Source organism: Hoyosella sp. YIM 151337 (assembly GCF_026041215.1).
Taxonomy (GTDB): domain Bacteria; phylum Actinomycetota; class Actinomycetes; order Mycobacteriales; family Mycobacteriaceae; genus Hoyosella.
In genome coordinates this window covers 490762-505996 of sequence record NZ_JAPEIQ010000006.1, presented here as the reverse complement: position 1 = coordinate 505996, position 15235 = coordinate 490762, and the positions used below count along the sequence as shown (strand labels likewise).

At 63.6% G+C, this 15235-nt stretch carries 13 protein-coding genes; 7 read left to right on the top strand and 6 right to left on the bottom strand.

Annotated elements, in window-relative coordinates:
• Positions 1 to 72: 72 nt before the first annotated feature.
• Entirely contained in the window at positions 73 to 444 is a 372-nt protein-coding gene (locus ONR57_RS03830; protein ID WP_265121582.1) for a hypothetical protein, read from the bottom strand.
• A 258-nt stretch (positions 445 to 702) separates the two neighbouring features.
• Between ONR57_RS03830 and ONR57_RS03825 the strand changes: the two genes are divergently transcribed.
• The 4 genes from ONR57_RS03825 (at position 703) to ONR57_RS03810 (ending at position 5792) form a co-directional block, all read left to right on the top strand.
• Positions 703 to 1563 carry an oxidoreductase gene (locus ONR57_RS03825; RefSeq protein ID WP_265121581.1) on the top strand — a complete coding sequence of 287 codons (861 nt, stop codon included), beginning with the start codon at positions 703 to 705 and terminating at the stop codon, positions 1561 to 1563.
• Positions 1564 to 1653: 90 nt separating this feature from the next.
• Positions 1654 to 3222 carry a multicopper oxidase family protein gene (locus ONR57_RS03820; RefSeq protein ID WP_265121580.1) on the top strand — a complete coding sequence of 523 codons (1569 nt, stop codon included), beginning with the start codon at positions 1654 to 1656 and terminating at the stop codon, positions 3220 to 3222.
• A gap of 25 nt (positions 3223 to 3247) precedes the next feature.
• Positions 3248 to 4183 (top strand): ABC transporter ATP-binding protein, encoded by a 936-nt coding sequence (locus ONR57_RS03815; protein WP_265121579.1) that lies wholly within the window; start codon positions 3248 to 3250, stop codon positions 4181 to 4183.
• Complete coding sequence (locus ONR57_RS03810) at positions 4152 to 5792, top strand: ABC transporter permease (protein ID WP_265121578.1); 1641 nt, start codon at positions 4152 to 4154, stop codon at positions 5790 to 5792. The genes ONR57_RS03815 and ONR57_RS03810 overlap by 32 nt, the downstream gene beginning before the upstream one ends.
• A 2-nt stretch (positions 5793 to 5794) precedes the next feature.
• Here ONR57_RS03810 and ONR57_RS03805 read toward each other — a convergent pair whose 3' ends face one another.
• The 3 genes from ONR57_RS03805 to ONR57_RS03795 form a co-directional block, all read right to left on the bottom strand.
• Positions 5795 to 7798, bottom strand: coding sequence for an ABC transporter permease (locus tag ONR57_RS03805; RefSeq protein WP_265121577.1), 2004 nt, complete (start codon positions 7796 to 7798; stop codon positions 5795 to 5797).
• Between the two features lie 107 nt (positions 7799 to 7905).
• Positions 7906 to 8550 carry a 5,6-dimethylbenzimidazole synthase gene (gene bluB / locus ONR57_RS03800; RefSeq protein ID WP_265121576.1) on the bottom strand — a complete coding sequence of 215 codons (645 nt, stop codon included), beginning with the start codon at positions 8548 to 8550 and terminating at the stop codon, positions 7906 to 7908.
• A gap of 41 nt (positions 8551 to 8591) precedes the next feature.
• Positions 8592 to 9791: an amino acid deaminase/aldolase gene (locus ONR57_RS03795; RefSeq protein ID WP_265121575.1), complete on the bottom strand. Its 1200-nt coding sequence runs from the start codon at positions 9789 to 9791 to the stop codon at positions 8592 to 8594.
• A gap of 87 nt (positions 9792 to 9878) precedes the next feature.
• Between ONR57_RS03795 and ONR57_RS03790 the strand changes: the two genes are divergently transcribed.
• Both ONR57_RS03790 and ONR57_RS03785 read left to right on the top strand, forming a co-directional pair.
• Complete coding sequence (locus ONR57_RS03790) at positions 9879 to 11174, top strand: D-arabinono-1,4-lactone oxidase (RefSeq protein ID WP_265121574.1); 1296 nt, start codon at positions 9879 to 9881, stop codon at positions 11172 to 11174.
• 223 nt (positions 11175 to 11397) lie between these two features.
• Positions 11398 to 11847 (top strand): hypothetical protein, encoded by a 450-nt coding sequence (locus tag ONR57_RS03785; protein WP_265121573.1) that lies wholly within the window; start codon positions 11398 to 11400, stop codon positions 11845 to 11847.
• 85 nt (positions 11848 to 11932) lie between these two features.
• On the opposite strand, the gene ONR57_RS03780 is transcribed toward ONR57_RS03785, so the two are convergent.
• Together ONR57_RS03780 and ONR57_RS03775 are read right to left on the bottom strand one after the other, a co-directional pair.
• Complete coding sequence (locus tag ONR57_RS03780; RefSeq protein WP_265121571.1) at positions 11933 to 13162, bottom strand: NAD(P)/FAD-dependent oxidoreductase; 1230 nt, start codon at positions 13160 to 13162, stop codon at positions 11933 to 11935.
• Positions 13163 to 13243: 81 nt separating this feature from the next.
• Complete coding sequence (locus tag ONR57_RS03775) at positions 13244 to 13852, bottom strand: TetR/AcrR family transcriptional regulator (protein WP_265121570.1); 609 nt, start codon at positions 13850 to 13852, stop codon at positions 13244 to 13246.
• A 260-nt stretch (positions 13853 to 14112) separates the two neighbouring features.
• Here ONR57_RS03775 and ONR57_RS03770 point away from each other — a divergent pair, with 260 nt between their 5' ends.
• Positions 14113 to 15216, top strand: a complete 1104-nt coding sequence (locus tag ONR57_RS03770) for an SDR family NAD(P)-dependent oxidoreductase (RefSeq protein ID WP_265121569.1) — start codon at positions 14113 to 14115, stop codon at positions 15214 to 15216.
• Positions 15217 to 15235 lie beyond the last annotated feature (19 nt).

The following is a 15235-nucleotide window of genomic DNA, read 5'->3' as shown; positions in this document are numbered from 1 at the left end:
AAGAAGGCTAGGCAAACCTTACCATGTGTAGTATGGCAGACGCCTCGCGCCGACGGTGTTACTCGTAGCGGCTTAGCTGAGCACCATGGGGATTGCCGTACCGGTGAGCACCCACTCTGAGTAGCGCGGGCCGCAGATTATGGTGATGGGTGCACCGCCCGACTCGGGGACCGTCAGTGCGGCGATGCCAAACCCATCGACGATGGCCTGGCCGTATTCGTCAGCGGGCCCAATAGGGGTGCCTGCGGGATCGCTGATACAGACGTAGCCAGGTTCTGCATTGGTGACAGCGACCGCTGTGAATGGTCCAGCGGTAACCGCGTACACATCGAGCACATCCAACAGTTCCCACTCGTCCGGCTCCGCAGCTGCGGCTCCAGCGCCCGCGACGGCGAAAGTCGCAGTGGCAGCGCATATTGCGGCTGCACGCTTGGCAAGCTTCATCACATATCTCCTTGTTATTCGGATGCTTATGTGGAGCGTAGACGGGGCCCGATCTTGGCAACAAGAGCAATCCTGCGCATTGCCGACACGACGGACCGCGGATGCGCGGAGGCGGATCCGCCCAGACGTTGAGAGTTTGCCCTGTCCGTGGACGGGGCAAATTCCCGTTGGGCGGGCAGTTGGCCTCACGTCAACCCGCCCAAACCAGTCGCCGCGGTGACCGTTGGACCCGTAGGCTCCCGTAGGGAGGTGAGTGACGTGAACACACAGTCGAAGGCAGTACTCGTCACCGGCTGTTCCACCGGTATCGGGCATGAAACGGCCAGGCATCTCGCGCGCGCCGGCTTCACCGTGTACGCGACCGCGCGAAAGTCCGACACCTTGGAGGACCTGAAGGCTGAAGGATGCAAAACCCTCGCGCTCGATGTCACCGACGAAGACTCGATGGCTGCTGCGGTGAAGTCCGTTGAAGAAGCGGAGGGCGCTATTTGGGGATTGGTGAACAACGCAGGCTATAGCCAGTCCGGTGCCGTCGAAACCATCCCCATTGAATCCATCCGGAAGCAATTCGAGACAAATGTGTTCGGGCTAGTCCGAATGTGTCAGTTGGTGCTGCCCGCCATGCGTGCGCGCGGGGAGGGCCGCATTGTCAATATCGGTTCGATGGGTGGCAAACTGACCTTTCCCGGTGGGGGAACCTATCACGCTACGAAATACGCGGTGGAAGCATTCTCTGACGCGTTGCGGTTCGAGGCGAGCGGGTTCGGCATAAAGGTGGTGCTGATCGAGCCCGGCTTCATCAAAACGCATTTCGCTGACACCGCACGGAGAAGTCTGGATTCGGTAGCCGAGACCGCGCCTGCGTTTGGTGCTTATGCGAATTTCAACGAGGCTGTGGCCACAGCGACGGGCGAAGCGTACGAGGGGCCGGTGTCGAAGCTCGGCGGTGGCCCTGAGACAGTTGCGGCGGTGATTGAAAAGGCGCTCACCGCGCGCCGTCCTCGCCCGCGCTACACCGTGACGCCTTCGGCGAAACTGTTGATCATGCAGCGAAAATTCACCCCAGACAGGCTGTGGGACTTGGCGATGCGTACGCAGTTTCCGCGGCCAGGGCGTTAGCCGACGCTGCCGATCGGCATCCGCTTCCAACAACCAGCGGTGACAGCCTGTAAGAATGGCATCACTGTGGCTGGGGGATGGGAGAGGCTGATGGCAGCAGCGGTGAACCGGCGCCAATTGTTGCGCATTGGTGGCGGCGTTGTCGTGCTTGGTGCTGCGGCTGGGATGGGACTGCTCACCACCCGGGGTTCGCAGGCTGCGAATCAGCTCGCGGCGCTCGTGCCGAGCGAAGTGCCGTTACCGCCACGCTTCGCGACGCCGCTGCCGCGTCCAGTGCAGCGCACCGGCAACGATATCGCCTTCGTTCAGCGATACGCTGACCAAGAGATTCTGCCGGGCCGCCGTACGCGCGTCACGGGGTACGACGGGGTATTCCCCGGCCCAACGATCCGTGCCCGCCGAGGCTCGCAGACACGCGTGACTGTGCGCAATGACCTGGACATCGGCACTGTGATGCACCTGCACGGCGGCCGGATGGCCCCGGAACACGATGGCTATCCCACAGATCTGCTGCTTCCGCACTCCGGCCAGGTCCGTGCACCTTTAATGCCGGGCAACACGATGGTGGGTCAGCGCTCCTACCTGTATCCGATGGACCAGCGCGCTGCGACACTGTGGTATCACGACCACACGATGGACTTCACCGGCCCTAATGTGTACGCGGGACTCGCTGGGTTCTGCATCATCAGCGATGCGGAGGAAGACGCATTGGGGCTGCCGGGCGGCGAGCGCGATATCGAACTGATGCTGGCGGACCGGTCATTCGGCGCCGACGCAGAATTCAAGTATCCCGCACTTGACCCCACACAAACTGCGCCCGGAGTCGAGCCGCTTTATCTTGCCGGTGTCCTTGGGGACGTCATGCTGGTTAACGGGGCGCCGTGGCCGGTGCACGAAGTCTCTCGAACGTTGCACCGCCTCCGCTGGCTCAACGGATCCAACGCCCGGAACTATCGGCTCGAACTCGAGCCGGGCGGTGAGTTCATCCAGATCGGAAGCGACGGCGGTCTGCTCGAGAAGCCGGTGCGCACGCCGGCCTTCACGATCAGCCCGGGGGAACGTCTCGACACCGTGGTTGACTTCAGTCAGTACCCGGTGGGCACGGTCGTCACCGTGCGGAACGTCTTGGGCGGCGGGCCGATGGATGCGGTGATGCAGTTTCGCGTCGTGCGGGACGAGGCGGACGACGCACGCGTCCCTGAAACGCTGTCGCACATCGAGTGGCTGCGCCGCGAAGACGCGGTGCGCACGCGGGACTTCTTCTTTGCCTTGCAGTTCGGCGGCGGGCACGCTCATGGCGGAGCGGGCCGTGCCCGTGGCGACTCCTTCATCCCGCATCGATGGACGATCAATGGCCGTTCGTTCGATACCGAAACTGACTGGGCAACACCACAATACGGTGACACCGAAATATGGCGGTTCTCGTCGGTCGCAGCACACCCAGTGCACCTGCACCTCGTGCATATGCAGGTGTTGTCACGCACCAGCGGCGCGCTTCGGATCTCAGATGCAGGGTGGAAAGACACCGTCGATCTGGGGCCAATGGAATCATGCGAAGTGATTGCCCGATTCGATGGTTTCCGCGGGCGGTACGTGATGCACTGCCACAACCTCGAGCACGAAGATATGGCGATGATGGCAAACTTCAGCGTGGTGTAGCCGGGTTGGGCGTACCGTCAAAGGCGTGACCAGCGCCGTCGAAATCTCTGGGCTCAGTAAGTCCTTCGGTCACACACGCGCGCTCGACGACTTGAACATGACGGTCGCGCGCGGGGAAGTCCACGGATTTCTCGGACCGAACGGCGCTGGTAAGACGACGACTCTGCGCATTCTGATGGGCCTCCTTCGGTCCGGCGCAGGTGCCGTTCGGGTGCTCGGGAAGGACCCGTGGCGCCAGGCAGTTCCGCTGCACCGGGACCTGGCCGGTGTGCCGGGTGACGTGGCGTTGTGGCCGAATCTCTCCGGCGGCGAAACGATCGACTTGCTCGCGCGGCTGCGTGGCGGGATCCGTCCTGGCCGGCGTGCCGAACTGATCGAACGGTTCGCGCTCGACACGACGAAGAAAGCCCGCAACTACTCGCGAGGGAACCGCCAGAAGGTGGCCCTCATCACGGCGCTTGCGAGTGACGCGGAGCTGCTGCTTCTCGACGAACCGACGGCCGGTCTCGACCCGCTGATGGAAGCGGTCTTTCAAGAGTGCATTCGCGAGGTGCGTGCTGAGGGGCGCACCGTGCTGCTTTCGAGCCACATTCTTGCACAAGTGGAAGTGCTCGCCGACAGGGTTTCCATCGTTCGGCAGGGGACGATTGTCGAAACCGGCACGCTCTCGGAGCTGCGGCACCTCACTAGGACGACTGTCACCGCACGCACGCGTGACAATCCGGCTTTGCTCGGTGAAATGGACGGAGTCCACGCGTGTGAGGTGCGTGGACAAGAAGTCACCCTCGAAGTTGATGCCGATGAACTCGGTGCCCTGGTCAGCCAGCTTGCGCGACTAGGTGTGGAGACCCTCACGGCCCGGCCACCCACACTGGAACAACTGCTTTTGCGCCATTACGGCGACTCCGCATCGGGCAGAGGAGCCGGTGATGATTCACCAGCAGACGATGCCGCGCGCTAGGTCGCAGGACTTCGCGGGCACCACGACACTCGTCCGGCTCGCCTTGCGCCGGGATCGCCTCATCATGCCGTGGTGGATTCTTGCACTGACCGCGCTGCCCGTGCTGCAGGCGTACGGCACCCCGAGTTTGTTCACAACTCCGGGTCAGTTGCAGTCGTATGCCCTGACGCTCGAAACCCCGGCGTTTGTCGCGCTGTATGGCCCGGTCTTCGAAGCGAACGCCGGTTCACTTGCGCTGACTCGTTCGGGGATAGCTCCCGTCATCGTCGCGCTTGTCGCCGCGTTCATCGTGATCAGGCATACGCGCACCGAAGAGGAGAGTGGCCGTACAGAGTTGCTCGCTACCAGTGTGGTGGGACGGTTTGCTGGTCTGGCGGCGGCACTCATTACCGCTTCCGTCGCACTTGTGCTGCTGGGGACAGCCCTTACGGCGGGCATGGTGCTGGTCGGTATGCCATTCCCCGGATCTGTGCTTGTCGGCGCATCGTACGCGGGCGCTGGATTCATGTTTGCTGGAGTGGGCGCGATCGCTGCGCAGTTGACCGTGAGCGCGGGCGGGGCTCGCGCGCTCGCGTGCGCTGCGCTGGGGGTCGCGTTCGCGGTACGGCTCGCCGGGGATGTGAGCGCCGCGACGGGCGGGACGCTGGGATGGCTCTCGTACCTGTCACCAATTGGGTGGGTGCACCAGGCACGGCCTTTCGGTGGCGATCAGTGGTGGGTGCTCGCGCCAATCGCGGTCCTCACCTGTGCAACCGTGGCCACAGCAGTGTGGACCGCCGACCATAGGGACGTCGGGGCTGGCGTATTCGCGCCCCCGTCCGGCCCTGCATCGGCGGGAAAGCTCCTCTCTGGGCTGGGTGGTTTAGCCTGGCGCCAGCACCGGGCTGGCTTCTACGGCTGGGCAGCCGGAATGGCGCTGCTGGGTCTGGTGCTTGGCTCAGCCGGGCGGGGGATTGAGCAACTGTTCGCGGACAACCCGATGCTGCAGCAAATGCTGGAGCGGATCGGTGGGAGGCAGTCGATCACCGATGCGTATTTCGCCGGGGTGATGGGGCTGATCGGCTTGCTCGCCGCGGGATACGCAATCGGCTCCGTGCTGCGCTTGCGCAGCGAGGAAAGCTCGTTGCGCGCCGAGTTCCTGCTCTATCTGCCGGTGAGTCGCACACGGTGGGCGCTTATCCACCTCAGCTTCGCGGGAATGGGGGCAGTCCTCGTGCTTCTCGCCGCCGGTGCGGCGATGGGACTCGCCCACAGCATTGCCACCGATGACCTGGTCCAGGTATTTCGGCTGGCTGGGGCAGCGCTGGCGCACATCAGCGCGGTCATTGTGCTCGCCGGAATGGCCTTCATGGCCTTCGGGCTGGCGCCTCGGTTCGCGGCGCACCTGAGCTGGTCCGTGCTCGGCGCTGTGTTTTTGATCGGTCAGGTGGGGGCGGTGCTTGAACTCGATCAGTGGCTACTCAACCTGTCCCCTTTCACCCATGTGCCCAATCTTCCTGGCCCGACTGTCGACGTGTTTCCGCTGCTCGCAATGCCCGCCATCGCCGGTGCGCTGATCGTGATCGGGGGCCTCGCGTGGCGCCGCCGTGACTACAGCGGCGCTACCTAGAATTACGCGTCGATGGGCTTTCCGCGTGGCTGGGTGTGCGAGCGGGCGGTGTGGTCGGAGCCGAATGCGGCCTGGCTGTAGAGCCACACGTAGAAGACGAGGGTCACGAGCCACAGCAGGAGAACCACCGTGTACCCCGTAGCCCACAGCCAGCCTGGCACGTAGTCCTTCGTCTCGCGCTGCAGGAAGGTCGGCTCATAGATGAACTCGTATCGCTGGCCGGATTCTGCCAGGATTCGGCGCCCGATGTCGGCACTGATCTCCGGATCATCCGGGGCGTACAGAGGGAGGTTCAGCATCACCGTCGGCGCCTGGTGCAGGCGTATCTGGGTTTTTCCGCCACCATACATAGGGAGCTCGTGCTCGGACCGAAACTGGCCAGCTATTCCAGTCGGAAGCATCCGCACCCGCATCACTCCAGGTGCTCCACCCGAAGGATCAGTGGGTATCTCGCCTTCCGTGCCGGCCTTTCCCTGCCAGTAGTACGCATGCAGCCAGATCGCCCGGTCTGTCTCGGCCGGGTCCATCGTGATCGTGACGAACGCGCGGCAAATCGAGGTTCCATCGCAGTTTTCGCTGAGTTCGACGTCTGCGAACACGCCGTCTTTCATCGATGGTGGCGCGAACGCGGCCATCAACGCCAGGAACACGACACCGCCTACAGCCACGTACCCATTGCGCTGCCAGTAACCAGGCGCGGTGCGGGTTGCGGGCGCGGGGGTTTGCTGGCGCAGCCAGTATGAGTAGCACGTCTGCAGTAGCGGCGACCGGAACGTGATCTGGTCTAGGCGTGATGACACTGTGCTGCGGGCCTCGACCCGCTGAAGCTGCTGTGCATGCCAGTGCCCAATGAGAGCGCCCGCTATCGCCGCCGCGGTGCCCACTGACAGCATCAGTGGGAGCGCATGCGACGGCAGGGGCTGCGGCAGTGGCATGAAGGCGTGACTCCAAAGCCACTCGGCGTACATGCCGACCGTCCCGATGAGCACGGCACAGACGAGACCGAATACGACTCCCCGTGCCGGGGCAAGGACGAGCGCGACAAGTTCGACGATGAGGGCGGCCGGCAAGAACAGCAACATCTGCGATACCAGCACTCCTGGTAACGCGCTGATGGTGGCGATGAGGAACAGTTGCGCAATTGCGTAAAAACCCCACGCGAACAGCGCTCCGCCAGGGCCGAAGTAGCGGCGGCACGCGGTGAAGATCCAGGTGGTGAGCAGCCCGGCGATGATGAACTGCGTCGCGGCGGGGAATTGCGGCAGGCCCAGCTCGAATTCCGCCAGGAAATAGAACGGGATGATGCACGTGGATAGCAGGAAAACTCCACGGATGCGGCCGCCGAGCCCGAGGGTTCCTGGCGCCCCGACCTGACGGGCCTCCGAATGCAGAAGCACACCCCCAAGCACACACGTCACTGCTCCGCCGATCATCATTGTGTGGGTGGGTCCCCACTGGGTCACGTCCTGGCCGAACATGCGGTGCCAGACGTCATCGAGCGGAAAACCTGCGAGCGCGATGAGGCCCGCTGCGACGATGACCATGCTGCCCATCGGGGCGCGCCAGTCGTCACGGATGCGGAACGTGCGTGCGGGTAAACGCCGCGACACGAGGGTCATGCTGATCACGCCTGCCACGAAGAACCCGACGATCCCGAAATAGATGAAGTAGTGGGCTGGGTTCGCGAGGGGACCCTCGTCGCGTCCGTCCTGCATATGGATTGGGATATCCCATGCCACGCCGAATCCTGCCGAGAGCAGCGAGGCGATCATGAGGTAGATCGGCAGACTGAACCACCGCGGCATGCTCTCCTTCTTCGCGACCCAGTCTGCTGCCCGTCCAATTGTGGTGCGATGGCCGCTGCGTTCGCGAATGACGAACCAGACAAGTGGCGTGAAGATGACCGCGTTGGCGACGAGCACAATGAGGATCTGATCAAGCGCGGCGCCGCCAGCGCCCGGCAAAGACTCTTGTGCGAGTGAAAAAGCTGATATGCGCGGTGACATGGCGGCCTCTTACTTTCAGGGTCCCGAATGCCGGATTCCCACAGTATGCCGCCGCATGGTCGATGGCGTGACATGAGTCACAAATCTTTCCGTTTCGCCGCACAACGTCAACGCAAGTATTCGCGGTGGATCGCGTCTGAGACTGGGCGCCGGGCCCGCCAGCCGAAGCGTTCGAGGTCGGGAGTCTCCTGTAATTGGGTCACGGGCCCGGCGCATAGCCATGCGATCGGACGGACAGGCGCTTCAGCACCGATGAAACGTGCCAAGAACCCCTCGTCGTAGAACGAGACCCAGCCGATGCCGATTCCTTCCGCGACCGCTGCGAGCCACAGGTTCTGGATAGCCAGGACAGCCGAGAACAGCCCAGTGTCCTCAACGGTGTGCCGGCCCAAGACATTCGGGCCACCGCGTTTCGGGTTGTACGTCACCACAATGCCGGTGCCGCTTTCGCGGATGCCCTCGATCTTGATGGGGGTGAAGGTCTCGCGCCGCTGCGGTGGCAGCGAGGCTGCGAACCTCGCGCGCCGTTCTGCTACGTGCTGCGCGAACTCCGCCAATCGGTCGGGGGCCTGGATGATGACGAAGTCCCACGGTTGCGTATTGCCCACGCTCGGCGCCTGATGGGCGGCGGTAAGGATCCGGTGTAACACCGGATCGGGCACGGGGTCGCCGGTGAACTCCGCGCGGACGTCGCGACGGCGACGGATCGCCTCGTACACGCTGATGGGATGGGCACTCGACGGCGCAGTCATATTCGGCACACTGTTCACGACGCTATTCGATCACGGGCCGATCAGCCCCAGCAGACACCCTCGCCACGATACGTGGGGACCGTGCGCCGCAGCGCAGCCGTTGTGCTGTGCACCAGGTGGTATTCGCTGAACCGTTCTGCAAGCTCACCGGCTTTGGCATGGCGCATCCACACACGATCCCCGAGGCGCAGCGAATCGGAGCCGAACACCGGCGTCTGGACCTCACCTGCGCCTTCCAGACTGCTGAGTTTCAGGCCCTCTGGCAGCCAGGGTGTGGGAAGGCGCGACTTCTCCGCCGGGCCAGATGCGACGTACCCGCCCGCGAAGAGCGTTGCGATATCCGCACGCGGTTTGCGGACGACGGGCAGTGCGAAGAAGAGCGCGGGTTGTGGACTGAAGCGCGTGTAGTGATCGAATAGCGTGGGCCCCATGAGTCCCGAGCCTGCTGCGATTTCGGTGACTGAGGGATCTCGCCGAGTGGTCTCGATGCTCCCGGTGCCGCCGCCGTTGACAAACTCGAGGTCAGCAAACGCGCGAATACGTTCAACAGCTTCAGCGCGGCGCGCTGCCAGTTCCTGGGCGGACAACTTCTGCATCGTGCGCACAGCGAGGGAAGCGAGACCTCCGTCTTTGTCACCGACGCCCGCAATGTGGCCCTCATAGCCCATGACCCCGACCAGCGTGAAACCGTTGCGTGAGCTGATCTCGGCTGCGAGCCGAGCCGCGCTGCCAGGGCTGAAGACCGGTGAACGCCGCGCGCCGAGGTGAACCCCGGCGACGGGCCGGTAGGAAACGTCGATCTCCAGGCATAGCCGGATCGCGGGATGACCGGGACGCAGCACGCTGGCTATGAAATCGAGGTGTTCCGAGGAATCGGCCATGAGGGTGATATGGGCACGCGCTGCGTCATCGGCGGCGAGCCGTTCGAGAGCGGCGCGGTCCACAGTGGGGTAAGCGACGACGATGTCCTCGCTCATGCTGTGTCCGTGCAGCCACAGCGCCTCGCGCAGTGAGTACGCGAGGATGCCGCGCAGTCCTCGATGCGCGAGCGCGCGTGTGAGGAGGGTACGGCACCGTACCGACTTGCTGGCGACCCGGATCGGCATGCTGTCGGCCCGCCGGGTCAGGTCCTCGAGGTTCGCGTCAAATGCGTCGATGTCAACGATGGCGAACGGGGGATCGAGGTTGCGGGTAGCGGTTTCGTACGCCTGCCGGAGCCCGAATTCATCTGCGGAGGTCATCGAAAACACCCCGATTGAGGCCATTTTCGTTGACACCCGCAGATGGATCGTAGGAAGCGAGGGCTCACAATTCGTTACCGTACACACGTGACAACGCAATGGCAGAACTGGTCCCGCACGGTCACCGCATATCCGGCTCGGGTACTGCGACCGCGCTCGACTGACGAGCTGTGCGGGATGGTCCGCAAGGCGGCGGAGGCAGAACAGACGATCCGCGCGTGGGGCAGCGGGCATTCCTTCACGCCCGCAGCCGCGACGAACGGCTGGGCTCTCGACCTCTCTGCGCTGAGCGGCTTCAGCGACATCGACCTCACGCGGCGCGCTGTCACGGTAAAAGCAGGGACCCTCCTGCGCGACCTGAACGCGGCACTGCACACACTGGGCCTCGCGCTCGAGAACCTTGGCGATATTGACACGCAAACGGTGGCGGGCGCGATCTCGACTGGCACACACGGCACCGGGGCCCGGCTGGGAAATTTGGCGACACAGGTCCTGGCGCTGGAACTGGTGCAACCGGACGGCAGTGTGGTGCGGTGCAGCGCGGAGGAGAAGCCGGATCTGTTTGCTGCCGCGCGCGTGAGTCTGGGCGCGCTCGGTGTGATCAGTACAGTCACGCTGCGCTGCGTTCCGCGCTTCGTACTCGCTGCGAATGAACAGCCGGAACCCATCGAGCAGGTGCTGGATACGATGCAGCAGGCTGCGGATGCCAACGATCACTTCGAGTTCTTCATGTTCCCTTACGGCTGCAAGGCACTGGTGAAACGGAATAACCGAACCGCCGATGAGCCCGCGCCGCTGTCCTGGGCCGCTGAGTTCCTGAGCTATGAACTCATTGAAAACCGGGCGTTCGCCGCTTTGTGCCGGCTTGGCCGCACGGTGCCAGCCTCGGTAAAGCCCGCCGGGCGAATTGCCGACGCGGTGCTGTCTGCGCGCGCGTATAGAGACTGGTCATACCGGGTATTCGCGACGCCGCGCAAAGTGCGGATGGTGGAATCGGAATACGCGATCCCGCGAGGTGCCCTAGCGGAGGTCCTCACTGCTCTCCGGTCGCTGTATGGGCGGCTCGCGACGCCGGTTGCGTTTCCGGTGGAGGTGCGCTTCTCCGCGTCGGATGAGATCTGGCTTTCGCCGTCGTACGACCGCGAGACGGCCTACGTCGCGGTCCATCAATTCGAGGGCATGCCATACCTGGAATACTTTCGCGAATTCGAAGCGATAGCGCGTGCGGCAGGAGGCCGGCCGCACTGGGGCAAGTTGCACACGCTCGCGTCGCCGGAGCTGGGAGCCCTATATCCGCGGTTCGATGATTTCGTCCGGTTGCGCGACGAGCTCGACCCGAGCCGGGTGTTCCGCAATATCTACACCGATCAAGTGCTGCCGTGAGATAAAGAACCCGTAACAGTTCCCCTCCCGGTCCCTATGTAAAAGCGCTGATCAGAGCATGTTTTGCGGTTTTCCGTGCGCGTAATCACATTAATTAACAGCTGTCGCAGTGAAACACTGGTGTCACATCCCCCGATTCTCATGCTGTGCCCGGCTGGGCGCTGGCGGCCGAACAGGGCTTAGCGATTCGAACAGAATCGGGGGCGGAAGGAAAGGGAGACAGTTGAAGACACGTAACCTTGCCATGGTGGTACCAGCTGCTGCGGCGCTGGCACTTGGGGTGACAGGAGTGGCCGGTGCGGCCGTTATCAAGAACGCACCCGAGGTGGTCCCCGCCGTCGTCCTCGACGCGCAGGGTGACACCCAGATCGAGCCTGAGGCGATCCTGCTCAGCCCGGCTGACGGGAACGACGCGGTCAACTTCATCACCTGGCTCGTGTGGAACGATGGCATCGCTGTTGGTACGGGAGTCGAGCAGGTCAACACCTGCGAGCCGACCTGCGCCGAGGGTGTCACGATCAGCAAGCCGGTTGTGATCGTGCTCGACAATGCGGAACCGCTGGACGACAGCGATGACGTTCACTTCACGGAGGCGCGGATCTCTGGCGTTGATGGAACCCGCACCGTCGAGCTGAGCACAGTCGCGATCCTTCCCGTCGAGGACGCCGCGTAAGACGGCTTCAGACTCCATGCCACGACGCCCGGCCAGCACCACGGCCGGGCGTTCGTCTTCCCTCCGGCGGTGTGAGCTCCGTGGATCACGCCTGGTCGATCGGCACATCCTGATCTGCGAGGCGCTGTGCGTCAACAGATCGGCCTGACCTGATCAGCGTCTTTACCGCGTCGGTGACATCCCACACGTTGACGTTCATGCCCGCGAGCACCCGGTCCGCACTGTCGAGCCAGAAGGCCACGAACTCATGACGCGCGACGTCGCCCCGGACCACCACACGTGCGTACTCCTTCTGGGGAGCGAACCCAACGTATTCCATGCCGAGGTCGTACTGGTCGGTGAAGAAGTACGGCAGGTTGTCGTAGGGGGCCGGCTTGCCCATCAAGGTGCTGGCCGCCGCTCTGGGCTGGTTGAGCGCATTGGCCCAGTGTTCGACGCGGATGCGGCGTTGCAGTAGCGGATGCTGGTGATCAGCGATGTCACCGACCGCGACGATGTCTGGGTCCGACGTCACAAGTGTTTCATCGACGAGGACGCCCGCGTTAACCGCCAATCCCGCCTCTCGGGCAAGCGCAACATTGGGCTGTGCGCCCACCGCGACGAGTACCGCGTCGGCCGGCAAGCTGTCACCGCTGGACAGTCGTACACCGTTTGCTGTGCCGGCAGTCGTCGTGATCTCTTCGACGCCGGAGCCTAGGTGCAGGTCAACGCCGTGCTCACGGTGGATTTCGGCGAAGACTGAACCCATTTCGGGACCGAGAGCGCCTAACAGCGGCACCGGTGCTGTTTCCACGACGCTTACGGTAAGGTCCTGGCTGCGCGCTGCGGCGGCGATCTCCAGACCAATCCAGCCTGCGCCAATGATGGCGAGACGGCCGCCGCCGCGCAGCAGGTCGATCAGCGCATCGGACTGATCGACGGTCCGGAGGTAGAACACGCCATCAGCATCCGCGCCTGGCACGGTCAACCGCCGTGGTGCCGACCCGGTGGCGAGAACGAGGCGCGAATACTCGATGGCTGATGTGTCAGGAAGCAGGACCTGTTTTGCGTCCCTATCAATCGCGCTGATCTCGGTGCCCAGAAGTACATCGACGTGGTGGTCCCGGTACCACTGGGGCGGCAACAGCGTAATGTCCGTGCGCGTCTTCTTGCCCATCACATAGCCCTTAGACAAAGGCGGGCGGTCGTACGGAAGGTGTTCTTCAGCGCCGATGAGCACAACGCGGCCTGGATAGTCCAGGTCACGAAGGGCTTCAGCGGTCTTGGCGCCCGCAAGGCCGGCGCCAACGATGACGATCGGTGGATGTTCAGTCATGGCGGGACCTCCGTCCGCAATGGACCTGTGCCAGCCTCTATGACCCTACCGCGCGGACCGTGCCCGGCGCGCCCTTCTCGATCACTCCGGTTGCCTAAAAAAGGCGCCTGACACGAGTTCGACCATTGTGGTCTCGAGGCGATGTAAATCGGCGAGTCGTTCCTCTTCAGCGGCTTGCACAATTAGTTCGGTGAGCCCTCCGGTGATAGCCGTGGCCATTTCCGGGGTCAGGTCGCGAACCGCGGCATTACGTCTTTTTGCCCGCTCGGCGAGGCTGATCAGAAGGGCGACGAAACTGCGCTGCATCGACCTGCGCGCCTCGCGCGCCTCCGGGCCGGCGCCGAGTGTCTCGACGAAATGGGTCTTCGTAACGGCGGGCTGGTCGCTAAGGATCTTCAGCAGCGCGGCGATCGTCGAGGCGATGCGCTCCTGTGTCGTCTCGCCGATCTCGGAGGCGTCGCGAACCGTGGTGATGACATTCTCACTGAACTCTTTGTGGCTCGCGAGCAACGCAGCCTCTTTGTCGCCGAAATGCTCATAGAAGGTGCGGCGCGAGACGTGGGCAAGCGCGACGACGTCGGCGATGGTCGTGCCCGCATACCCTTTGGTGGCGACGGACTCGGTGAACGCGCGGAGAAGCCGGGCTCGTGGTGCGGCGCTGGGGGCGCTTTCGTGGCTATCGGCAGACACTGGTGGGCCTCCTCTGCGACCTTCCGGTATTCGATCGTACCAATGCTCAGCAGTGCGTGTTTGAGGCTGCCTGCCCGCTCCCAACTGGGCGTTCTTTACTGATCTGCAGATTGTGTCCACCATCACTTGCGCTTCGGTACTGTCGCGTACCATACTGTGATGCGTAATGGTACGAAGCAGTACCAGTGAAGCTGATCTTCTGCACGGGGCACTGTGGCCCCAGTCTCATGTCCTGCTCTGCATCTCACGGGAGAATTTCCATGGCACCCCTTGCCCTCGCCGCCCCTCTGGCTGCAATCACCGCACTCGTCGACAAAGCCGCACTCCCACAGCCTGGCCAGCTTGCGGCAGTCACATCCGTGGCACGCGGCGCCGTCGCCGCCATCGGCACCGCGCCCCGGCCGCTCGCTGGCCGAAACGTCGTGATCACTGGAGGTTCGTCGGGGATCGGTGCGGCTACCGCGGTTAAGGTTGCTGAGGCCGGCGGCACGGTCATTCTCGTGGCTCGCAGCCTCGACAAACTCGACGCGGTCAAGGCTGATATCGAGGCGCTGAACGAAGCCAGTGCTGGGCGCGTCTTCACGTACTCCTGCGACGTCACAGACAATGACTCCGTTGATGCGCTCGTTGACCTCCTCGTTGCGAACCACGGGCACGTCGACATGCTCGTCAACAATGCCGGCCGCTCGATCAGGCGCTCCATCGCCCTCTCCTACGACCGTTTCCACGACTTCGAGCGCACGATGTCGCTCAATTACTTCGCCGCGGTTCGCCTTGTGCTTCGGCTGATGCCGCATATGGCCGAAAACGGGTTTGGTCACATCGTCAACATTTCGTCGATCGGAGTGCAGACAAACCCGCCGCGGTTCTCCGCATATGTGGCATCGAAGGCCGCGCTGGACGCGTTCAGCCGCGTTGTCGCCAGCGAGGTCGTCGGTGACGGCGTCAGCTTCACCACCGTGCATATGCCACTCGTTCGCACCCCCATGATCGCGCCAACCTCCATGTACGACGCGTTCCCCACGCTCTCCCCAGAGGAGGCCGCGGATATGGTGTTGCGTGCGCTGGTGAAGCGCCCCAAGGAGATCGGTACCCCGATCGGGACATTCGGTGAACTCGCCTACACTCTCGCCCCCGGGCTCGTCGACAAAATTCTGCACCAGGCATACAAGGTTTTCCCTGACTCACTCGCCGCGAAGGGCGAATCCGCAGCTGCGGAGGCGAACGGCGCAGCCGCGCAGCGCGATCCAGGGCTCAGCCGCAGCGGGCAGATGCTCGCCAAAGCTTCGATCCTGGTCCAGGATCAGCCGCTCTCCCGCGCGGCGAAAACCATGATGCGCCTGCTTCCCGGAATCCACTGGTGATCACGCTCCCCGTCATACC